The organism is Streptomyces coffeae, assembly GCF_016741875.1.
Taxonomy (GTDB): domain Bacteria; phylum Actinomycetota; class Actinomycetes; order Streptomycetales; family Streptomycetaceae; genus Streptomyces; species Streptomyces coffeae.
Window position 1 is genome coordinate 234,191 of the sequence record NZ_JAERRF010000001.1, and the last position, 21,015, is coordinate 255,205.

At 70.3% G+C, this 21,015-nt stretch carries 20 protein-coding genes, 1 tRNA gene and 3 pseudogenes; 15 read left to right on the top strand and 9 right to left on the bottom strand.

Going from position 1 to position 21,015, the window contains the following annotated elements:
* Positions 1 to 31: 31 nt before the first annotated feature.
* The 5 genes from JK363_RS01070 (at position 32) to JK363_RS01090 (ending at position 5,874) form a co-directional block, all read left to right on the top strand.
* On the top strand, positions 32 to 436 hold the full coding sequence (locus JK363_RS01070; RefSeq protein WP_201870574.1) for a PPOX class F420-dependent oxidoreductase: 405 nt from the start codon (positions 32 to 34) through the stop codon (positions 434 to 436).
* 172 nt (positions 437 to 608) lie between these two features.
* On the top strand, positions 609 to 2,009 hold the full coding sequence (gene cysS / locus JK363_RS01075) for a cysteine--tRNA ligase (protein ID WP_201870575.1): 1,401 nt from the start codon (positions 609 to 611) through the stop codon (positions 2,007 to 2,009).
* Between the two features lie 151 nt (positions 2,010 to 2,160).
* Positions 2,161 to 3,114 (top strand): 23S rRNA (guanosine(2251)-2'-O)-methyltransferase RlmB, encoded by a 954-nt coding sequence (gene rlmB, locus JK363_RS01080; RefSeq protein ID WP_201870576.1) that lies wholly within the window; start codon positions 2,161 to 2,163, stop codon positions 3,112 to 3,114.
* Positions 3,115 to 3,508: 394 nt separating this feature from the next.
* Positions 3,509 to 5,128, top strand: coding sequence for a DoxX family protein (locus JK363_RS01085; RefSeq protein ID WP_201870887.1), 1,620 nt, complete (start codon positions 3,509 to 3,511; stop codon positions 5,126 to 5,128).
* A 143-nt stretch (positions 5,129 to 5,271) separates the two neighbouring features.
* Positions 5,272 to 5,874: a TetR/AcrR family transcriptional regulator gene (locus JK363_RS01090; protein ID WP_201870577.1), complete on the top strand. Its 603-nt coding sequence runs from the start codon at positions 5,272 to 5,274 to the stop codon at positions 5,872 to 5,874.
* Positions 5,875 to 5,985: 111 nt separating this feature from the next.
* Here the strand turns inward: JK363_RS01090 and JK363_RS01095 are convergent, their stop codons facing one another.
* From JK363_RS01095 to JK363_RS01105, 3 genes are all read right to left on the bottom strand, one after another.
* Complete coding sequence (locus JK363_RS01095; protein ID WP_201870578.1) at positions 5,986 to 6,789, bottom strand: nucleotidyltransferase family protein; 804 nt, start codon at positions 6,787 to 6,789, stop codon at positions 5,986 to 5,988.
* A gap of 59 nt (positions 6,790 to 6,848) precedes the next feature.
* A complete protein-coding gene (locus tag JK363_RS01100) occupies positions 6,849 to 7,268 on the bottom strand; it encodes a hypothetical protein (protein ID WP_201870894.1) in 420 nt (139 codons plus the stop codon).
* A 288-nt stretch (positions 7,269 to 7,556) separates the two neighbouring features.
* Complete coding sequence (locus JK363_RS01105) at positions 7,557 to 8,693, bottom strand: ABC transporter ATP-binding protein (RefSeq protein ID WP_201870579.1); 1,137 nt, start codon at positions 8,691 to 8,693, stop codon at positions 7,557 to 7,559.
* Between the two features lie 174 nt (positions 8,694 to 8,867).
* Between JK363_RS01105 and JK363_RS01110 the strand changes: the two genes are divergently transcribed.
* Positions 8,868 to 8,940 (top strand) — tRNA-Thr (locus tag JK363_RS01110).
* A 76-nt stretch (positions 8,941 to 9,016) separates the two neighbouring features.
* Here JK363_RS01110 and JK363_RS45150 read toward each other — a convergent pair.
* Positions 9,017 to 9,127, bottom strand: a pseudogene (locus JK363_RS45150) (integrase); the annotation flags it as partial.
* Positions 9,128 to 9,243: 116 nt separating this feature from the next.
* Between JK363_RS45150 and JK363_RS42045 the strand changes: the two are divergent.
* The 5 genes and pseudogenes from JK363_RS42045 to JK363_RS01130 all read left to right on the top strand — a co-directional run.
* A pseudogene (locus JK363_RS42045) lies at positions 9,244 to 9,491 on the top strand (KH domain-containing protein); the annotation flags it as partial.
* 2 nt (positions 9,492 to 9,493) lie between these two features.
* A pseudogene (locus JK363_RS01115) lies at positions 9,494 to 9,643 on the top strand (NUDIX domain-containing protein); the annotation flags it as partial.
* A 570-nt stretch (positions 9,644 to 10,213) separates the two neighbouring features.
* Positions 10,214 to 11,221 (top strand): AraC-like ligand-binding domain-containing protein, encoded by a 1,008-nt coding sequence (locus JK363_RS01120; protein WP_201870580.1) that lies wholly within the window; start codon positions 10,214 to 10,216, stop codon positions 11,219 to 11,221.
* Positions 11,222 to 11,425: 204 nt separating this feature from the next.
* A complete protein-coding gene (locus JK363_RS01125; protein WP_201870581.1) occupies positions 11,426 to 11,974 on the top strand; it encodes a GNAT family N-acetyltransferase in 549 nt (182 codons plus the stop codon).
* Positions 11,975 to 12,363: 389 nt separating this feature from the next.
* Positions 12,364 to 13,290, top strand: coding sequence for an erythromycin esterase family protein (locus JK363_RS01130; RefSeq protein ID WP_268980999.1), 927 nt, complete (start codon positions 12,364 to 12,366; stop codon positions 13,288 to 13,290).
* A gap of 119 nt (positions 13,291 to 13,409) precedes the next feature.
* Here the strand turns inward: JK363_RS01130 and JK363_RS01135 are convergent, their stop codons facing one another.
* Both JK363_RS01135 and JK363_RS01140 read right to left on the bottom strand, forming a co-directional pair.
* On the bottom strand, positions 13,410 to 14,249 hold the full coding sequence (locus JK363_RS01135; RefSeq protein ID WP_201870582.1) for an aldo/keto reductase: 840 nt from the start codon (positions 14,247 to 14,249) through the stop codon (positions 13,410 to 13,412).
* Positions 14,250 to 14,307: 58 nt separating this feature from the next.
* Positions 14,308 to 15,147, bottom strand: coding sequence for an alpha/beta fold hydrolase (locus JK363_RS01140; protein ID WP_201870583.1), 840 nt, complete (start codon positions 15,145 to 15,147; stop codon positions 14,308 to 14,310).
* A 30-nt stretch (positions 15,148 to 15,177) separates the two neighbouring features.
* On the opposite strand from JK363_RS01140, the gene JK363_RS01145 reads away from it, so the two are divergent.
* From JK363_RS01145 to JK363_RS01155, 3 genes are all read left to right on the top strand, one after another.
* Positions 15,178 to 15,372 (top strand): hypothetical protein, encoded by a 195-nt coding sequence (locus tag JK363_RS01145; RefSeq protein WP_201870584.1) that lies wholly within the window; start codon positions 15,178 to 15,180, stop codon positions 15,370 to 15,372.
* 208 nt (positions 15,373 to 15,580) lie between these two features.
* Positions 15,581 to 16,093 carry a MarR family winged helix-turn-helix transcriptional regulator gene (locus JK363_RS01150; RefSeq protein ID WP_201870585.1) on the top strand — a complete coding sequence of 171 codons (513 nt, stop codon included), beginning with the start codon at positions 15,581 to 15,583 and terminating at the stop codon, positions 16,091 to 16,093.
* 213 nt (positions 16,094 to 16,306) lie between these two features.
* Positions 16,307 to 16,999 (top strand): DUF4142 domain-containing protein, encoded by a 693-nt coding sequence (locus JK363_RS01155; RefSeq protein ID WP_201870586.1) that lies wholly within the window; start codon positions 16,307 to 16,309, stop codon positions 16,997 to 16,999.
* A gap of 97 nt (positions 17,000 to 17,096) precedes the next feature.
* Here the strand turns inward: JK363_RS01155 and JK363_RS01160 are convergent, their stop codons facing one another.
* Complete coding sequence (locus tag JK363_RS01160; protein WP_201870587.1) at positions 17,097 to 17,747, bottom strand: response regulator; 651 nt, start codon at positions 17,745 to 17,747, stop codon at positions 17,097 to 17,099.
* Between the two features lie 186 nt (positions 17,748 to 17,933).
* Here JK363_RS01160 and JK363_RS01165 point away from each other — a divergent pair, with 186 nt between their 5' ends.
* Positions 17,934 to 18,539, top strand: a complete 606-nt coding sequence (locus tag JK363_RS01165; protein WP_236075466.1) for a hypothetical protein — start codon at positions 17,934 to 17,936, stop codon at positions 18,537 to 18,539.
* Here the strand turns inward: JK363_RS01165 and JK363_RS44105 are convergent.
* Complete coding sequence (locus JK363_RS44105) at positions 18,457 to 19,743, bottom strand: sensor histidine kinase (protein ID WP_201870588.1); 1,287 nt, start codon at positions 19,741 to 19,743, stop codon at positions 18,457 to 18,459. The two genes, JK363_RS01165 and JK363_RS44105, sit on opposite strands and share 83 nt — an antisense overlap.
* Before the next feature lie 109 nt (positions 19,744 to 19,852).
* A complete protein-coding gene (locus JK363_RS01175) occupies positions 19,853 to 21,010 on the bottom strand; it encodes a Cmx/CmrA family chloramphenicol efflux MFS transporter (RefSeq protein ID WP_201870589.1) in 1,158 nt (385 codons plus the stop codon).
* Positions 21,011 to 21,015: the final 5 nt, after the last annotated feature.

The following is a 21,015-nucleotide window of genomic DNA, read 5'->3' on the forward strand; positions in this document are numbered from 1 at the left end:
GGAATGACCCGTCGTGAGGGAAGGATCCGCCGTGGCCACCGCACTCTCCGAGAACCTCAAGCGTCTCCTCGACAGCCCCGTCTTCATCATCGTCGGCACCCTCCAGCCCGACGGCAGCCCTCAGATGTCACCGGTGTGGGTGAAGCGTGACGGGGACGAGCTGCTGTTCTCGACCACGATGGGGCGGCAGAAGCAGCGGAACATCGACCGGGATCCGCGGGTGTCGGTCCTGGTCCAGCCCGCCGACTCCCCGTACACGTACGCCGAGATCCGCGGCGCCGCCTCGTACACCACCGAGGGTGGCGACGAGCTGATCGACGAGCTGTCGCTGAAGTACGCGGGCAAGAAGTACGCCGAGTTCAACCCGGCAGCCGCGCAGGACAACCAGCGGATCGTGGTGCGGATCACGCCCAAGAAGGTCCTCGGCACCCTCTGAGCGAAGGGCCCCGCGGGGTGGCCGGGATGGCGGCCCCGGGGGCTCATCGGGAATGGCCGGGAGAGGCCGGGAGAGGCCGGGAGATCTGCCGGAGCGTCCCGAGTGTCACGCTTGTGTGTCCCTGGGGTGGATCGGTCGCAGGGCACTCCCGGCTTCCCACTACCCTTGATGCGTGACTATTCGCCTGTACGACACCAGCGCCCGGCAGATCCGTGACTTCACCCCGCTCACGCCGGGCTGCGTCTCGATCTACCTGTGTGGCGCGACCGTGCAGGCCGCTCCGCACATCGGACACGTCCGGTCCAACCTGAACTTCGACATCATGCGCCGCTGGTTTCTGCACCGCGGCTACGACGTAACCTTCATCCGCAATGTCACGGACATCGACGACAAGATCATCGCCAAGTCGGTCGAGCAGAACCGCCCGTGGTGGGCGATCGGCTACGAGAACGAGCGCGCCTTCAACAGTGCGTACGACGTCCTCGGCTGCCTGCCCGCCACGTATGAGCCGCGGGCCACGGGCCATGTGCCCGAGATGATCGAGATGATGCGGACCCTGATCGACCGGGGTCACGCCTATGTCGCCGAGGGCAATGTCTATTTCGACGTGCGCTCGTTCCCGGAGTACCTCCGGCTCTCCAACCAGGAGCTGGACGGGCTGCGCCAGCCGTCCGGCGAGGGCGAGACCGGTAAGCGCGACCACCGCGACTTCGCCATGTGGAAGGCGGCCAAGCCCGGGGAGCCCAGCTGGGAGACCCCCTGGGGCCGCGGCCGTCCTGGCTGGCACCTGGAGTGCTCGGCGATGGCGCACAAGTACCTCGGCCGGGCCTTCGACATCCACGGCGGCGGTATCGATCTGATCTTCCCGCACCATGAGAACGAGATCGCGCAGGCCAAGGCGTTCGGCGATGACTTCGCCGCGTACTGGGCGCACAACGCGTGGGTGACCATGAGCGGCGAGAAGATGAGCAAGTCGCTCGACAACTCGGTGCTGGTCGCCGACATGGTCAAGCGCTGGCGCCCCATCGTGCTCCGCTACTACCTGGGCACCCCGCACTACCGGTCCATGATCGAGTACAGCGAGGAGGCCCTGCGCGAGGCGGAGTCCGCGTTCGCCCGGATCGAGGGCTTCGTCCAGCGGGTGACCGAAAAGGCGGGGAAGGCGGTCGCTCCCGCGGCCGAGGTGCCGCCCGCGTTCGCCGAGGCGATGGATGACGACCTCGGGGTGCCGCAGGCGCTCGCGATCGTCCACACCGCCGTCCGGCAGGGCAACTCCGCCCTGACCGCCGACGACAAGGAGTCGGCGGTGGCGCGGCTGGCCGAGGTGCGGGCCATGCTCGGCGTGCTGGGCCTGGACCCGCTCGACGAGCAGTGGGCGGGCGGCTCGGACCGCGGCGAGGATCTGCACGGTGTGGTCGACTCGCTCGTCCGGCTGGTCCTGGAGCAGCGGCAGGCCGCGCGGGCCCGCAAGGACTACGCGACGGCCGACGCGATCCGCGATCAGCTCCAGCAGTCGGGTCTGGTGATCGAGGACACCCCGTCGGGGCCGCGGTGGGAGCTGGGCAGCCGCTGAGGGGCCGCTCCGGCCTCCCCTCGACTTCCCTCTGATCCCCTCTGACCTCCGTCTTTGTGTCGCCCGGCCCGCCGGGCGGCACACTGATGACCGTACATACGTTTTCCCGCTTGCCGCGCAGCGCTGAGCAGTGAAGAGATAGGTGACATTCATGGCGGGCAACAGCCAGCGCAGGAACCGACGCACCGCGAACAAGAAGGGCGCGACGGTCGGCAGCGGCGGCAAGCGGCGCCGGGCACTGGAGGGCAAGGGCCCCACCCCGCCCGCCGAGATGCGCAAGGGCCATGCCAAACAGCGCATCGCCAACGCGCGCGCCCGCAAGGCCACGGGGCGCCCCACCCCGCGCCGGGGCGCCGGTAAGGGCACCAACGAGCTGGTGGTGGGCCGTAACCCGGTGGTCGAGGCGCTGCGCGAGGGCGTTCCGGCGAGCACGCTGTACGTCCAGCAGTTCATCGACAGCGACGACCGGGTGCGCGAGGCCCTGAAGCTGGCCGCCGACCGCGGCGGTATCCACCTGATGGAGGCCCCGCGCCCCGAGCTGGACCGGATGACCAACGGGCTCAACCACCAGGGCCTGGTGCTCCAGGTCCCGCCGTACGAGTACGCCCACCCCGAGGACCTGAGCGCCGCCGCCTTCGACGAGGGCGAGGACCCGCTGATCGTCGCCCTCGACGGCGTCACCGACCCGCGGAACCTGGGCGCGGTGGTGCGTTCGGTGTCCGCCTTCGGCGGCCACGGTGTGGTGGTGCCGGAGCGACGCGCGGCCGGGATGACCGCCGGCGCCTGGAAGACCTCCGCGGGCACCGCCGCCCGCACCCCGGTCGCCCGCGCGACCAACCTCACCCGCGCGCTGGAGTCCTACCAGAAGGCCGGGCTCACGGTGATCGGCCTGGCCGCCGACGGCGAGGTCGAACTCCAGGACCTGGAGGTGCTGGACGGCCCGGTCGTGGTGGTCGTCGGCAGCGAGGGCAAGGGACTGTCGCGGCTGGTCGGCGAGACCTGTGACCTGCGCGTCCGGATCCCGATGCCGGGCGGCGCGGAGTCCCTGAACGCGGGCGTCGCGGCGGGCGTGGTGCTGTACGAGGCGGCGCGTCGGCGCGGCTGAGCGGCCTCGCTGAAGTCCGGTGCTCGGTTGCGCCCCGAAGGGGCGCGGGGCTGTGTCGATGTGCGGCTCCGCCGCGTGGGCGCGACCGGCCACGACGCAGCCGCGGACCAACGACCCCACCTCGCGGCACGTCCCGCGGAGCGCTTGGCGGCGCATGCGCGCCCGGGGCGTAGCGACGTGGTGTCCCGGGGGCGTAGGGGCGCGGTGTGCCGGGGCGGCGCCCGGTGCGCCTCCCGCTCGACGATCTTGACTTGACGGGCCTCGGACAGCACAAGACGGTCACAGCCAGTGTCTTTCCCGCCAGTCACTCGGTTAGTTGAGTGTGGAGACCAGAAAAGCCCGCACGCCCTTGGCGGGACGCGCGACGGGATTCGACGACGAGCCGCAGCTGACCATGGCCAAGGTGCCATGCGATCCGGCGCAGGTCGCCGTCAACGCCCCGAGCTTCCGGGTGCAGCTCAGCGCCCCGGTGGTGAGCAGCGCGCTGGCGGACACGGCCCGGTTCGCCCGCATCCCGGCCCCGGCCCGGCGCCGCCCGCCCGTGGTGTGGAGTGGTCGCACCCGGCCCGGCGGTGACACGGCGGCGACCCGGCTCCTCCAGGCCGTGCGGTACTCCGAGGAGAGCATGACCGACGGCGTCGGCGAGGGCCGGTCCCGCTCCGGGCTGGCCGAGGGCGCCGACGATGTGGGTGCCACCCAGGTGCTGCCGCGGATCACGCTCGACGAGGGCCCGCCCACCGTCATCGGGCCGCGCAGCCCGCGTACGGAGACGGTGCCGCGGCCCGGAGCCGGGGGCGGGACCGGACAACGCCCCCCGCGAGCGGGGGAGTTCGCCGACCGGGACCCGGGCCGGGACCGGGACCGGAGCTCGGTTCAGGACCGGGCCCGTTACGAGGAGCCGGGCGCGACCCGGCAGACCGCCGTTCCGCGCCAGCGCCGCCATTCCGAGTCCGTACGCCACGCCTACTACCCCGGGCGGCGGATGAACCTGGGCATCGTCCTCCTCCCGCTCCGCATCTTCCTCGGCTTCATCTCCATCTACGCGGGGATGGGCAAACTCTCCGACCCCGTCTACTTCGACGGTGGCGAGCGCGGCTCGATGGTCACCTGGCTGCGGTCGCTGCACCCCTGGCCGATCGCCGAACCGCTGCGCGACCTCGCGCTCGAGCATCCGGTGGGGGCCGGGCTGACGGTCGCGTTCCTCCAGATCGTGGTGGGGGTGCTCACCGTCCTGGGGCTGTGGCAGCGGCTGGCGGCGGCCTTCGGCGCGCTGCTCTCCGCCGCGCTGATCCTGACCGTGAGCTGGCGTACGGTCCCCGTCTACGACGCCCCCGACATCATCTACCTCGCCGCCTGGAGCCCGCTGATCATCGCGGGCGCCCCGGTGTACTCGGCCGATGCCCGCCTCGCGGGCGAGGCCTGGCGGCGGCTGGGCCCGCGCGCCGCGCTGTGGGACCTGCGGCGCCGGGTGCTGCGCCGGGGCACCGTGATGGCGATGGTCGTGGCCGGGCTGGCCCTGCTGGTCGGCTCGACGCTGGGCGGCGCCGTACGGTCCTCGGAGATGGTGCGGGCGCCGGAGCCGAGGGATGTGCCGACGAACCGCGTGCCGGGTTCGCCGCTGCCGAGGAAGTCCATGGAGAGCCCGCGCGGTGGAACGCGCGGCCCGGTGGGCACCAGCGGCGCTCCGTCCCCGAGCGAGCGTCTGCGGACGAGCCCGAGCCCGTCCGCCTCGTCGTCGCCGTCGGTCCCGGGAGAGCCGAGCTCCACCGGGCCGATGGACGGCTCGGGCAGCCCGAGCCAGTCGGAGCCCGGTCTCCGCACCACCCCGCAGTCCCCGCGCCGCGCTCCCGTCGCCCCGAGGACGACGATGAGCCCGCCGTCCCTCGGCGGCGGCGCCGGAGGCGGCGTGACCGGCGGCGAGCCGGAAGGCGCCCCGGCGGAGGAGGACAACGGAGACAGCGGTTACGGCGAGAGCGACGACGATGAAGCCGCCCTGGGCGGCCTCCTCGGCTGACGTCCGCATTGCGCAGGGGCCCCGCACCTTAGGTGCGGGGCCCGTGTGCTGGTGATGGCCTTTCCGATGCGGCGCTCGCAGGGTGTGATGCATGGTGTGGCTCAAATCACACTGCACGTATGATTTCTGGATAGGGTGGAGCCATGCAGCCGCCCCTCCACCGTCGCCGGCCGACCCCGGACAACCCGCGCGTTCAGCGCACCCGCAACCGTGTCCTGACCGTCGCACGCGCATTGCTGCCCGAGGTCGGCCCGACCGGGCTCACCTACGCACTGCTGGCCGAGCGGGCCGACGTCACCCGCCAGACCCTCTACCGCCACTGGCCCAACCGGGCCGCGCTTCTCTTCGACCTGATCCTGGAAGGCCCCGACGTCGGCTATCCCGAGCGGGGCAGCGATGTGCGCACCGTGGCCACCGCCTGGCTGACGAGCCTGCGCGACGGCATCAGCGACCCGGCCACCCGCTCCGCGGTGCTGGCCGTCGCCGCCCAGGCCGATCACGACCCCGACAGCGCCCAAGCCCTCGTACGCATCGGCCAGGACCGCCGGGCCGCTCTCAACGGGCTCCTGGAGCCCTCCGGCGTTCAGCTCAGTGAGTCCGAGTACACCCTGCTCTACGGGCCGGTCCTTGCCCGGCTCTTGCTCGACCGCGGCCAGGTCACCGAAGAGTTCATCGACACGGTGGTCGCCCAGTGGCTCACCACACTGGAGCGCAACGGCGCGTTGCCGCAGGGCGAGATCCCGTAGCCGGTCGGTCAGCGGCCGTGCCCGCCAAGGACGTTGACGTGTGCGGTGCGGCTGGGCCCCTGCGCCCGCCCAGCCGCACACCGCTCGCGGCCGGGCCGCGCACCACCGACCTCAGGTGTGGGGAACGGGCGGGGAGGAGCTCAGGGGGCCGTGGCCGTGCGGGGCCGGGCCCGCGGCCAGTTCCTTCGCGGCCTCGGTGAGGTCCTTGGCGGTGTCGATCGCCCGCCAGTACGCCCCGTGGGGGAGCGGAAAGCCCGCCAGGCGGCGTTCGCGCGCGAGGCGGGGGAAGGTGGTGCGCTCGTGGTCGCCGCGGTTCGGCAGCAGTGACGTGAACTCGGCGGAGAAGACGTACACACCCGCGTTGATGAGATAGGGGGACGGCGGCGCCTCGATGAAGTCGAGGACGTGGCCGAACTCGTCCGTCTCGACCACGCCCCACGGAATGCGTGGGCGCGCCAGCGCGAGGGTGGCGACCGCGGCGCGCTCATGGTGGAAGTCCGCCATGTCGCGGAGCGAGAACCGGGTCCAGATATCGCCGTTGGTGGCGTACCAGGGCCGGTCGGGGTGGGGGAGCGAAGCGGCGGCGAACTTCAGACCACCGCCGCGGCCCAGCGGCTCCTTCTCGACGACGGTCGTCACCCGCAGCGGCAGATCCGCCGACTCCAGCCAGTCCTGGAGGACGGCGGCGAGGTGGCCGCAGGAGACGACGGCGTCGGTGACGCCCTCGGCGGCCAGCCAGGCGAGCTGGTGGCCGATGATCGGGGTCCCGGTGCCCGGGATCTCGACCATCGGCTTGGGGCGGTCGTCGGTGTACGGGCGCAGCCGCGAGCCCTGGCCTCCGGCCAGGACGACGGCTTGGGTGGGGCGCGCGGCCGGTGGGTGATGCCCGAGCCTGCGGTCGTCGTCATCGGTCATGGACCGCACCATATGCGGTGCCGGGACCGCCGCAGGCGGAGCGGGATGAGGGGGCGCGGTCAGCGGTACGCCTGGGTGATCCCGGAGGCGAACGAGGTGTCGCACACAGGGCGGGCGTACGCCTGGGCACGGGCGGTGCCGCCGTACTTGGCCACCGCGGCGCGGCCGAGCGCACGGGCGATGGAGGCGCAGTGCTTGGCGAGGGAGGGCCGCTCGTTCGTCGCCACCTGGAGGTGGGTGAGGGCCACCGCCGGGTCCTTCTGCTGGAGCTCGGTGAGCAGCCGGTCGCGCAGCAGCTCATGCGGGGCGCGATGGGCGGCCTGGGTGGAGGCCCTGCCGGCGGAGGCGGTGAGGATCTGCGACTCGGCACTCGGCGAGGCCCACGGGACGCGGGTGACCGCGAGCGTCCCGGAGAGGACGAGGACGACGGGGAGGACGAGGGCGAGAGTTCTGCCGATGCGGCGGGCTGCGGAGTTCACGGGGGTCTTCACGGGGGTGTTCCTCGCGGGTCGATCGGGACTGCGGTACGCGGTGATCGTAGCGAGGAGCGACGATTTGGCGACATTCAGTCACTGAGGTGGGTGATGGAATGCCACTCTTGGGGGCTGATGCGTTGACGTCGCTGTCCAAAATGCCGCAATTGTCGGGGAATTTATCGACAACGCGACGAGCCAATGAGGCGGTGCCGCACGCTTCCCGTACAACCAAAGGCGCCGCCCGCCCGCGCGAGCGGACGAACGGCGCCGTGAACTCCCTCAGGGGCGGGCTCAGTCGCTGAGCCGCTCCCCGGTCGAGGTCGAGAAGACGTGGATCTCACCCGGCCGCGGCACCACGTGCAGCTGGGCGCCCTTCTCCGGCACCTGGCGACCGTTGACGCGCACGACCAGGTCCCTGACCTCGCCGCCGACCTCGACGGTGCCGTAGACGTACCCGTCGGCGCCGAGCTCCTCGACGACGTTGACGGTGACGGCGAGCCCGGCCGGGGCGTCCTCGGACTCCTTGGTCAGCGTCTTGGCGGCGGCGCCGTTCTGCTCGACCACATCGAAGTGCTCGGGCCGGACACCCACGGTGACCGTACGGTCGCCCTTGTCGGCCGCTGCACTGAGCGCCTCACGGCTGACCGGGACCACGCTGTTGCCGAACTTCACACCACCGTCGGTGATCGGCACCTCGATCAGGTTCATGGCGGGGGAGCCGATGAAGCCCGCGACGAAGAGATTCACGGGGCGGTCGTACATGTTGCGCGGCGAGTCGACCTGCTGGAGCAGCCCGTCCTTCAGCACGGCCACCCGGTCGCCCATCGTCATGGCCTCGACCTGGTCGTGGGTGACGTAGACGGTGGTGATCCCCAGGCGCCGCTGGAGACTCGCGATCTGCGTACGGGTCTGCACACGCAGCTTGGCGTCCAGGTTGGACAGCGGCTCGTCCATGAGGAACACCTGCGGCTCCCGCACGATCGCGCGGCCCATCGCCACACGCTGCCGCTGACCACCGGAGAGCGCCTTGGGCTTGCGCTCCAGGTACTCGGTGAGATCGAGGATCTTGGCCGCGCCCTCGACCTTCTGCCGGATCTCGGTCTTGTTGACGCCCGCGATCTTGAGCGCGAAGCCCATGTTCTGCGCGACGGTCATGTGCGGGTACAGCGCGTAGTTCTGGAACACCATGGCGATGTCCCGGTCCTTCGGCGGCAGGTGGGTGACATCCCGGTCACCGATCCGGATCGCGCCCCCGTTGACGTCCTCGAGCCCGGCGAGCATCCGCAGCGAGGTGGACTTCCCACAGCCGGACGGTCCGACGAGGACGAGGAATTCACCGTCCTCGATGGCGATGTCGAGCTGGTCGACGGCGGGCTTGTCGGTCCCCGGGTACACCCGGGTGGCCTTGTCGTACGTGACCGTAGCCATGGCGATCTGATCCCTTCACCGGCAGGAACGTGCCGGACGATCCGAGTAAAGGTGGATTGGTCCACTGACGTGGGTTGGCGTGACGCTATCCCGAGGAGGCGTGATCTGTCTCTAGCCGAAGCGTGAGAATTTTCGAACGGATCACCCCTGCGGGATGGGTACACTGCTGGGGACGCCGACTTAGCTCAGCTGGTAGAGCACCGCTCTTGTAAAGCGAAGGTCGTCGGTTCGAACCCGACAGTCGGCTCTGTGTCTGAGCAGGCCAAACGCCCCCGCGATCTTGGATCGTGGGGGCGTTGACGGCAGAGGGTGACGGCAGTCCCCTATTTACGGTGCTTGAGCAGCCGATCCATGTGGCCCATCGCCTCACGCCGACTGTCGTCGTGCACGTGCGTGTAGACGTTCATCGTGACCGCGATCTGCGAGTCGCCGAGGTCAAGGAGTCACGGTCCGCTCGGACGGAGGCGGGAGGCCCGACGAGCGCGGAGGCCGCCGGGAGCCTCACCGAAGCACTCCTGGCTGTCCGGGAACAGCTCCGCACCCTTAACGGGAACGGGCTGCCGAAGGCTGCGCGGTCCGCATCGCGATCGGTGACGCCGACAGCGAGAACGTCCGGTTGCGGGGTGAGGAAGAGAAGTTCGGCCACGGGATCGAATCCCGGTGCCGACTCGCGCTCATGACGCCTTCGCCGCCCCGGTGTGGCATCTGCGGCGAAGCGGGGTAGGCGGCATGCACGACACCTACACGGCCGGCTTCGACGCGGTGTGGGCGACAGCGACACCGGTAGGGGAAGACTGACCATGGCACGGACCGAGTACTGCGACGACCCGGACGCACCTGAGCCGAACAGCTTGGTGGTCGCCGCATCCGCTGTCGTCACCGACGAGGAGGGCCGCATTCTCCTCCAGCGCCGCCGGGACAACGACCTCTGGGCTCTCCCGGGCGGCGGCCCCTGTCTGGGTTGAACACCGTGGAGCGCCGCACCACGTGATGGAGGAGGGACCAACCCTGCGGCCAGGGCTGCGGGGGCAGACCCAGTCGGTGACACCCGCTTCAAGGAGTTCGACCAAGGTCGATCTTGGTAGCGCGGTCTGCGGTCGCTGTGGCCGGACAAGGACGCTCGTGTGCGCCTCCATCCGATGCCGTTGATGTCACCGTGGCTGTGGGTGACCTTCTTGACGTAGCTGTAGCCAGAAGGAGGCAGGCTACGGGCGCACGCGGCGTACCAGTCGCACGGACTGGCACAATTTGGCGAGCGCTTCTCACCAAGGGTGCACATTCTGAGAGAGGGGGATGCCTGTCAATGTTGCTCACACAACCCATGACACCCACGGGAGCGGAAAATTTTCCAACCTCCTCCAGACCCTCGACCGCCTGTGTTTAAGGGGAACGGCGCAGTCAATGCCAGAATCAGTGAGCACCTCCAGCGGCGACACCACCGCCGATGCGTTAATCAAGCATCGCCGGGAAATCGCCGACCAGCAACGGATTGTAGACCGTCATGAAACGGGGGAAGTGGGATGTTGATCGAGACGAATTTTGGGACGGAGGACCTGGCTGCTGCGGACCGGTTCGAATTCTGGCGTGAGTGTGTAGCGCAAACCCATGCGCCGCTGGACCTCCACAGTGAATACGCGGAGGATTTCCGGGCGCGTCAACGCGTGCTGAGTCTCGGTGCAGTCCATGTGTGGTCTACGCGTCACCAAGCCCTTAGCTTCCACAGAACCCCCAAGCTCATCCGTCAGTCCGATCCCGAGCAGTATCACATCGGGATTCCTCTGCACGGAACCAGTCGAATAACTTGGGCCGATCAGCGAGCTGTTTACGGCCCTCACGAGATACAGCTCTTCGACACCTCACGTGCCTGCGACGTCATGTGCGCCAATGATTCTGAACTGTTCTCGGGAATCGGGCTCGAGATCCCCAAGATGATGCTGCACCTGCCGCGGAAGAAATTGGACCGGCTGGTCGCCCAGGGACTGCCCGGCCGGGAAGGGGTCGGTGCCCTCCTCGTGCAGTTCCTCACCCAGCTCGCGGCGGACTCCAGCCCCTACCAGCCATCCGATGGCCCCCGTTTGGGGACGGTCGTGACCGATCTGCTCTCTGCGGTGTTCGCCCACGCCATGGACACCGAACCCTCCCTTCCGCCGGAAACCCGCACCCGGACCCTGACGCTGCGCATCCGGGCCCACGTCCAGCGGAACCTGCACGACCACCAGTTGACCCCACACGCCATCGCCGCCGCGCACAACATCTCTCTCAGTTACCTGCATCGTCTCTTCAAGGCTGAGCACGAGACGGTCGCGGCCTGGATCCGCCATCAGCGGCTGGAACGCGCCCGCCGCGATCTCGCCGACCCCGTGATGAGCCCCACCGCCATCCATGCCATCGCCGCCCGCTGGGGGTTCCCCCGCGCAGCCGACTTCACGCGCGCCTTTCGCGCCACCTATGGCATGCCGCCCAGGGACTACCGGCGCCAAGCCCTGCACCCCCCGGATGCGACCGCGGAAGCCGGCAATCGGCCTTAGTCCCGGGGCGAGGCTTTTCCCGAAGCTGTTGATGCGCGGAGAGGGAGGTCGGCCAGCCGCGAGCCAGGGCAACGACGCAGGTGAAACTGGCCAGCCAATCCGGTCCCCCGATTCCGGACCCAGAACTGCGTGAGGAGATCGCGGCGTTCAGCAGCCGCCCCGCACGTGCCCTGTCGAGCTGAACATCGAGAGTAGAGTCGCGCCATGTTTCCGGTCCTCCGTGACGACGCTCGCCTCTCGCTTCGCGAGTTCACCGGTGATGACGTGAACGCGGTCCTTGCGATCTACGGCAGTCCGAAAGCGACCGAACACCTCAGCTTTACACCACGCTCGCGCGACGAGGTCGGCGGCATCGTCGCGCGCTCGGTGGCTTCGGCGTCGGCGACCCCGCGCCAGGAATACGCGCTTGCCGTCGTCCGCCGTGACGCCGCCGAGCTGATCGGATTTGCCCGCCTCGCGCTTGACCCACACCAACAACGCGCCGCGACCATCGGATTCGCACTGCGCCCCGATACCTGGGGTTTGGGTTACGGCAGAGAGACCGTCCGGCTGCTCCTCGCCCTCGCCTTCACCGACCTGGATCTCCATCGTGTGTGGGCCGCTCGCGCTCCCCTCAACATCGCATCGGAGAAGACACTTCTGGCGGCAGGCATGACGGAAGAGGGCCGAATCCGCGGCCACGTCCACGTCCGTGGCGCGTGGCGGGACTCCATCGTCTATGGAGTGCTCCGCGAGGAATGGGACGGACGCTAGCGCGGCAGCGGACATCGAACGGGCGCGTGCCGGCCTGGCTTGATACGCACCCGTGGCCCGCCACCTCCCGCCGCTGTGCAAGCATCCGCCACGCTCCACACGTATCGGGGGCCCAACTGGCGGGCGGGCGGCGGCCGCAGTGCATCGTGTGCCGCCGATGTCCGCCACCGTTGATGTCAATGGGTGATGTCGGAACGTCAGTCGAGCAGTACGCTGCAAGCGGCCTTGCGTCGGTCGGTGTGAACTCTTCCCCACAGCGCCGACCCGTTGTGGAGGGGACCAGCCCGTTCGAGCCGGGCCAGGGAGGGGAGCCCCGACACTGCCGTACCTGCTGTGGCAGCCTACTGCGTCCGTTGGTTGGCCTGAGACGCCTTCCGCTTCCGAACTTGATGACACTGGCCGGATCCCCCTGGGAGCGCGAGGAGTTCGTCAGCCTGATCGGCTGGATGCGCAAGCACAACCGCCGCCACCCCGACCACCGGGTCCACTTCATGGGGGACGACCTCGGGGCGCCGAAGCTCGGCGACCACATTTTCGAGCGCGTGCTGTCGTCCGTCAGCAAAACCCGGCCGGAGGCACTGCCCCGGCTCACCGAGTTGTACGCCGGACTCCGCCCCTTCGACGACATCTTCGCCTACCTGCGCAAGCCGGTCGCGGAACGCAAGGAGAACGCCGCACTCGCCCAGGGAGCACTCGAACTGGTCGCCGAGCACCAGGAGGCCGGCGGCAAGGACTACGCGTGGACGGTGCAGCACGCCCGGAACATCGCGCAGACCTTCTCCTTCGCCGCCATCGACCTCGCCGACCCGGCCTCGGTCACTGCCGCCGAGCGCCTGCGTGACCAGGCCATGGCCGACAACGTGCTGTGGTGGCGGCACCACACCGGCCACAAGATGCTGCTGTCGGCCCACAACGGCCACATCGGCTACCTCTCCACCCATCCGGATATGTACCCGCGGACCCAGGGCGCCGTGCTGCGCGACCGCCTGGGCCGCGACTACGCCGCGATCGGCTTCAGCTTCGCCGGCGGCTCCTTCCTCACCAAGGCTTCCCTCGAAGGGGACTGGAAGCCGGTCACCGTCCCGGCGGCGCGCCCCGGCATGAACGAGCACACCCTGGACCGGGTCAGGTACCGGGACTTCTACCTCGACCTGCGGACCGCACCCGCCGCGGCCCGCGCCTGGCTCGACCGCGCCCGGCCGGTCTACGACGCCGGCTCAACCTTCACCCCCGACCCCCTGCCCACCCTCGCCCTCGGCCGGGCCTACGACGTCCTCATCCACCTCCACCAGGTCCGCGCGGCCGACAAACTCTGAACCGCACCCGCACCCGCACCCGCACCCGCGCCCGGCCCAGCCGCAGCGCACCGCGGGGCGAGGAGAGCGGCCTGAACCGCACGTGACCGTCCCCTTGCCCCATCAGCCGGGACAGGGCCCTATCCCGCCTCGGACAGCCGGTCGAGGCGATCGCGGTGGGCCTGGGGCAGGTGGAGACCTTCCGCGGCGAGGTTCTCCTCCAGGTGGTCGATCCGGGCAGTGCCCGGGATCGGGAGGATGACCGGCGAGTGGCCGAGGAGCCAGGCGAGCGCAACCTGCGTGGGGGTGGCGTCGACAGCGGCGGCCACGGCGGCGACCTCGGACCTCGCCCCGGACTCCCCCCACGCGACAGGGCGCCATGGCAGGAACGCGATGCCTGCCGCTTCACAGGCCGCGAGTACGGGCTCGTGCTCGCGGGCGAGCAGGTTGTAGCGGTTCTGCACGCTCGCGATCTGGACGATCTCCCGTGCCTGGTTGAGTTCGTCGACGGTGACCTCGGACAGTCCGATCCGGCCGATCTTCCCCTCGGTCCGCAGCTCGCGCAGCGTTCCGACCTGGTCGGCGAGCGGCGTCTCCGGATCGATGCGGTGCAGCTGAAGCAGTTCGATCCGCTCGACGCGCAGTCGGCGCAGGGCCTGCTCGACCTGATCGCGCAGAACAGCCGGCCGCCCGTCGAGCTTCCACTCGCCCGACGGGCCCGACCGGGCAACACCGACCTTGGTGGTGATGTGCAGCCCATCCGGATAGGGGTGCAGGGCCTCGGCCAGGAGTTCCTCGTTGGCTCCCCCGCCATAGAGATACGCGGTGTCGATCAGAGTGATGCCCAGCTCCACGGCCCGCCGGGCGACCGCGACAGAGGTCTTACGCGCCGGGCCGGGCTCCGTCGGCAGGTGCATGGCTCCGAACCCGAGCCGCCGTACTTTCAGATCCCCGCCGATGTGAAACGCAGTCGATGTCATGTGCTGTCTCCTCCCCCTGGATTGAGGGGTAACGCTCACTGGATATGCGGTGAGGGCGTCAGGCCAGGAATGCCGTCGTGGTCGACACGAAGTGGACCGGGTCGTCCAGCCAGGGGAAGTGGGCCGTGGCGGGTTGGGTGGTGAGGTGAGGGGTGGGGAGGAGTTCGGCGAGGGCGGCTACGGATGAGGGAGGGGAGTTCAGGTCGAACTCTCCGGCGAGGAGCAGCACCGGCTGGTGGAAGTCGCTGAGGGCGGTGCGGGTGGTGTCAGGGGTGAAGGCGCCTTCGGAGGCGTAGACGGCGGCGGCCTCGTTGTTGCGCTGGGTGTTCTCCGCGGCCTGGTGGGCCTGGGCGGTGGCGTCCCAGTGGCCGTAGCGGAAGGGGGCGATGGCCTGCCAGGAGTCGGGGGTGGCAGTGCCGGAGACCATCGCTTCCAGGGCGGCGAACGCCGTGGGGAACCAGGGTTCGTCCTGGCGGAGGAGGGCCGTTTCGCGGCGGAGATCGGAGGAGATCGTGATGCCCAGCGCCATGGGGCTGGGCGTGATCAGGGCCAGTTTGCGGATGCGGTCCGGGTGGTGTTCCGCGTAGCGGACGGCCAGGTTGGTGCCGCCGGAGTGGGCGAGCAGGTCGGCGCGGTCGAGGCCGAGGTGGACGCGGAGGGCTTCCACGTCGGGAACGAGGCGGTCGCAGCGGTAGGTGGTGGAGTCCTCCGGGGTGGCAGAACGGCCCGTACCGCGGAGGTGCAGTGTGATCAGCCGGTGGTGGGCGGAGAGACCGCCGAGGTCGCCCAGGTAGACGGGGTCCTGTAGCGGGCCGCCGGGGATGACGATCAGCGGCGGTCCGTCTCCGACCACGTCATAGGCGAGTTCGGTGCCATCGGGTGCAAAGAACGCAGGCATGGGCGTGACCTTTCAGGGGAGGGTGCGGGTATGGAATCGATCGGGGAGGGACCGCTGTCGGACGAGGAATTCGCCATGCTGCGCGCGCTGTTGAAGCGGTACTGCTCGGAGGAGCTCGACCAGTGGGAGGCGTTGCAGACGGCCACACCGTACGGACCGGTCTACATCACCATGAGCCGGGGGCTGCCACCGGACACGGAGCCGTCCGCCTATCGGCCGATCTGAGCGAGGTATCAGACGCGCTGCTCCCACCAACCACCAACCACCAGCCACCACTCACCAGTCGGCAGCGTCGGTCTGTTCTTACGCGGCATGGCTCCCGGGCTGGTTCGGTGCGCGGGGCGTAGGCGTCGTCAGCGTCATGGGCGCAGGGTGGCACGGTCCGCTTCGGCGAGCCACCACATTTCCGGGGACTCCGGGGTAGAAAGGGCGCATGCCGACGAGCTCGCCCCTGCCCGTTCCCGAGTCCGATGTCGAGGCGATGGTGAACGCCTTGCTGGTCGCCTCCCGGCTGCTGGTCGCGGTCTCGGCGCGGTCGTTGGCGGCGGTGGAGGAGACACTCACGCTGCCGCAGTTCCGGATGCTGGTGGTGCTGGAGAACAGCGGGCAGCTCAGCCTGTCGCGGCTGGCCGAGGAGTTGGGGGTGCAGCCGTCCACGGCGATGCGGATGATCGACCGGCTGGTGGCGGCGGGGATGGTGGCCCGCGGGGCCTCGGAGGTGGACCGCCGGGCGAGTGTGATCGCGTTGACGGAGACCGGGCGGCGGACGGTGGAGGAGGTCACCCAGCGGCGCAAGGGGGAGCTCACGGGGATCGTGGAGGCCATGTCCGTGGGGCAGCGGCGCGGTCTCATCGAGGCGTTGCGGGCGTTCACGGAAGCCGGTGGTGAGCCGTCGGGCGGGCATGCGGGCGAGCGAGGTGCGCGGCGGCGCGTCGCGGGGTGGTGAGTGGGTGCACGGGGCGGGCCGCCTCGAAGATGCCCCCTCCGGCGCGGAATTGTAAGGGAAGTTGATCGCCGTCGGGCTTGCTTTGAGCGCACGTGACGAAGATGGACTTTTGCTGAGTGCAAAGATCCGGGTGGTGCGTACCCCAGTCGTCCAGCCGATCTCCGCACACGGCCACGGCTCCTCAGTGACGGACCGTTGTGCCCCCCAGGAGGCATGATGAAATCTCACGCCCGGAACGCCCGGAACGCGCGAAACCACGGCGCCGCCTTTCCCGTCAACCGCGTGCTCGCCGCCGTGGTCGCTCTGGTGGCGATTGTCGCCGGGGTGTCCATCTGGATGTCGCGTGGTGATGACTCGGAAGCGCATTCGGTGGCGGGGAACCTGCCGGCTGCGGGCAACGGCGGTGCGGCGGGCGATGGGGGCGGGGGGCTCACCGAGTTGGACAAGACGTTCCTGGTCAAGGTCCGGCAGGCCGGGCTGTGGGAGATACCGGCCGGGCGGATGGCGCAGAGCCAAGCTTCCAGCGAGGCGATCAAACGGGCCGGAATGCATCTGCTCGACGGCCACAGCAAGCTGGACCAGCTCACGCGCGAGGACGCCAAGGCCCTCAACGTCCCGCTCCCCGATGAGGCCAGCGCCGAGCAGCAGGGCTGGGTGGACCAGTTGAAGGCGGCCAAGGGGCGCGAGTTCGACCAGACCTTCGTGGACCTGCTGCGCGCCTCGCACGGCAAGATCTTCATCACCATCGGCGAGGTCCGTGCCACCACCAAGAACGCCCTGATCCGGCGGCTGGCCACCCAGGCCAACAACACCGTCAACGACCACATGGAGGTCCTGGAGGACACCGGTCTGGTGACCGATGCCGTGCTGGACGATGTGGCGTCCACCGTTCCCAAGTCCAAGTAGTCGCCGCACGCGCCCGGTTCGTCCCCGGAGGGCCGGGCCGGGCTGCGTTGTCCACAGGGTGTGGATGGCGGGACGCACACGGCGCTACGGCAGGGGGTCAACCGAGTCGGTCGCTGTCCCAGACCCACGCGGCGATCCCGACGCGGTTACGGACGTCCAGCTTCCGCTGTGTATGGGCAATATGCGTCTTGACCGTGCCGGCCGAGATGAACAGCTCCGCCGCGATCTCGGCATTGGTCATCCCCTGGGCGACCAGCTTGGCGATCTCCACCTCGCGCTCGGTCAGCGCCGTGACCGGCCGCTTGGCCCGTGGCTTCTCCGGCTCCTGGAGCTGACGCAGCAGACGGACCGTCACCGAAGGGCTGATCAAGGCGTCCCCGGCCATCGCCGCCCGTACCCCCTCCACCAGCAAGGTGGGCCCGGAGCGCTTGAGGAGGAAGCCGCAGGCGCCGTTGCGCAGCGCGGTGTGTACGTATTCGTCGAGGTCGAAGGTGGTCACCACGATCACCTTGACCGGGTCCTCACCATCGGGCCCGGTGAGCAGCCGGGTGACCTCGAGCCCGTTCATCCGGGGCATCCGGATATCGGCGAGCACCACGTCCGGGCGCAGCTTACGGGCGAGTTCGACCGCCTCCAGGCCGTCCCGGGCCTCGCCCACGACCTCCATGTCCGGCTGTGAGTCGAGGATCAGCCGGAAGCCGATCCGGACGCTGTCCTGGTCGTCGGCCAGCAGGATGCGGGTGGTCACAGCGCTCACCGTAGCCCTGGAACGTCGAGGGCGGGGAATCCGCCTCCGGGGCTGGTTCGCGCCTCTGCCGAACGGCACATTCCGTACCGGCTCCGGACCCGTTACGGCCTGCCGATCGGTGGATGTGGCGACCTGCCCCGCTCCGTCACGCTGGCAGCGCACCGGCTGATCGACGGAGAAGACACCATGACGATGAGCACCGAACGGGACCTGGCACCCCGGCCACCCCACACCGCGCCGTCCCCCCGCCCCTCGCGGCCGGCCCGCTGGGCGGCGCACGCCGTGCCGTTCACCCTGCTGCCCACCGGACTGTGGCGGTGCGCGATGGGGTTCGGTGTGCCGTTGGGCTTCGCCCCCACCTCGGATCTGCACGAGAGCCACTTCCCGGGCTCGATGACGGTGTACGTCATCGCGCTCAGCCTGTTCGCGGAGGGGCTCGGGCTGCTCACGCTGGGGCTGGTCCAGCCATGGGGCGAAGTGGTGCCGCGCTGGGTCCCGTTCCTGGGCGGCAGGCGGATTCCCGTGCTGTGCGCGGTGATTCCGGCGTCCCTCGGAGCCTTGGCCGTCACCTGCATCACCGTCATCGGCGCGTTCATCTGGAACGCCCCGGAGAACCTGGCGGACATCAGTGATCCCTACGGGCCGTTGTACTGGCTCCAGACCGCCTGTTACGCGCCCCTGCTGGCCTGGGGGCCGCTGCTGGGCGTGGTCACCGTGGCGTACTACCGGCGTCGGCGAGCGGCAGAACGGCGGCCGTCCGCCAGCCGCCCCCCGCGACCGGGCCCGCGCTGAGCGTGCCGCCGAGCGCCTCGACCCGCTCGGTCAGCATCAGCAGCCCGGTCCCGCTCCGGCGGCCGTCCTCGCCGAGACGGCCGCCGGAGCCCGAGCCGACGGCCTCGGCGCCGTTGACCACACTGACGGCCAGCGCGTCGCCGGGGCGCTCCGGCGCCACCCGGATCCGTACGGTGGCGGCCGTGGGGGCATGACGGCGGACGTTGGTGAGCGCCTCCACCACCATCCGGTGCGCGGTGCTCGCCACTTCGCGGGGTACGCGGGCGATGGCCTCGGCGGTCAGTGCCAGTTCGAGCCGTACCTCGGCCCGCCCCGAGGAGCGGAACCGCTCCACCACATCGGTGAGGTCCTCCAGCCCGTACGCCCGTGGCCGGTCCTCCGCCCCGCCGCCCCCGCCCCCGGTGTCGGTGTCGGTGCCGGTATCGGTGTCGTCGAGCATGCGCACCGTACGGTCCATCGAGCGCAGCGCCTGCTGTCCGGCGGCCTCGATCTGCCGCAGCAGCGGCATCAGCCGTTCCGGCTGCCCGGCACCCACCAGCCGGGCGGCCTGGGCCAGTACCACGATGCCGGAGACGTCATGGGCGACGAAGTCATGGAGATCCCGGGCGAGTTCCAGCCGCTGGCCGCGGCGCGCGGCCCGCACCGAGTTCAGCCGCCGGGTGTCCAGCATCCGCACGTACCCGCCGGCCAGTGTCGCGCCGATGGCCCCGAGCCCCATGAACGCGCACTGTCCGAACGCCTCCAGGAACGATGCGTACGCTCCCACCCGCAGGATCACCGTGGACCCGGCGGCCGACAGCAGCAGCACCAGCGGCACCGCCTGCGGCGCGGGCGCGAACCGGGCCACCATGAACACCAGCGCCGTGACCGCCGCGAACTCCACCAGCATCAGCACCCCGACCGGCGAGTCCTCCCCGGCGTCCCCCGAGAGCACGGTCGCCACCGCGGAGACCATGGACACCACCGTGGCCGCCACCCCGAGCCGCGCCCGGGTGCGGGGCCACCACCCGACCGTCACCAGCGTGACCCCGACCGCCACCCCCATCGACACGGCCGCCACCCACCCGGTCACGGCGCCGACCGCCACACCACCCACCCCGGCCGGCCCCGCCGCACCCCCGCATACGACCCTGGCGGCGGTGTGCCAGGAGCCGTGCCGGTTTCCGGATCCGCTGTCCCCGCCCATGGACATGACCTCTGTCACCGTTCTCCCCGTGAGCCCCCGGCCGCGGCCGGACGGCCCGTCCGGAAGCGGCTCAGGGTGTGCCCGCAGAGTAATGGGTCGCGCGCGACGGCGATCCGCCGCCGGGCGCTCAGCGCCGGTTGGCTCGGGTCCGCGTACGGGACACCGCGAGAGCGGCGGTGGCCGTCGCGGCCAGGGCCGCGCTGACCCACACCGCCCCCCGGTAGTCGCCCAGGGCCCCGGCCGCCGCCTCCGCCGCCAACGGGCCCGCGAACGCGCCCACATTGAGCGCGGCCGTGGCGAACGCTCCGCTCAGGGCCGGCGCGTCGGACGCGACCCGCATGACGCGGGCGACCAGCGCTGATCCGATGCCGAACGACAACCCGCCCTGGATCACCGTCATGACGATGAGCGGCACGGGGTACGGGCCCGCCAGCGCGAGCAGTGTCCAGCCGACGGGCAGCGCGCACAGGGCGAGGAACAGTCCGGTGCGGAGTTCGCCGCTGCCGGTGCGGCCCGCGGTGGTGACACCGAGGAATGCGCCCGCACCGAACGCGGCGAGCAGACCGGGCACCGCGCCCTCGGGAAGATGGGTGATGTCGGTGGCGATGACGGCGAGATACGCGAAGGTGGCGAACGTGGCGCCGTTGACCGTGGCGGCGAGCACCAGCGCCTGCCGCACCGGGCGTGACCTCACCACCCGTACCTCCCGGCGGATCGACGCATCGTGGTGAGGGGCGGCGGCGTCGGCGGGAGCCTGCCGGAACACCAGCGCCAGCGCGGGCAGACAGAGGGCGGCGACCGCCCAGAAGACGGCACGCCAGCCGGAGCGGTCACCGAGCAGCGCACCCGCGGGTACCCCGGCGACGCAGGACAGGGTGACCCCGGAGAGCAGCACGGCGGTGGCGCGGGTGTGGAGCGCCGGGGGGACGAGGGCGGTGGCGGCGGACATCGCGACCGCCAGGAAACCGGCGTTGACGATCGCGGCGACAACGCGGGTGGCGAACAGCACCGTGAAGTCCGTCGTCACCGCGCCGATGACATGCACGACAACAAACGCGGCCAGGAAGCCCGCCAGTGCGCGGCGGTGTGGCAGACGTGCGCTCCACGCGGCCATCACCGGCGCACCGACGATCATCCCGATGGCATAGGCGGAGGTCAGACTCGCGGCGGCGCCCACCGACACGGACAGATCACGGGCGATGCCCGGTACGAGACCGGACAGCATGAACTCGGATGTCCCCTGGGCGAAGACGGCGAGGCCGAGGACATGGAGGAACACAGGCAAGGGTC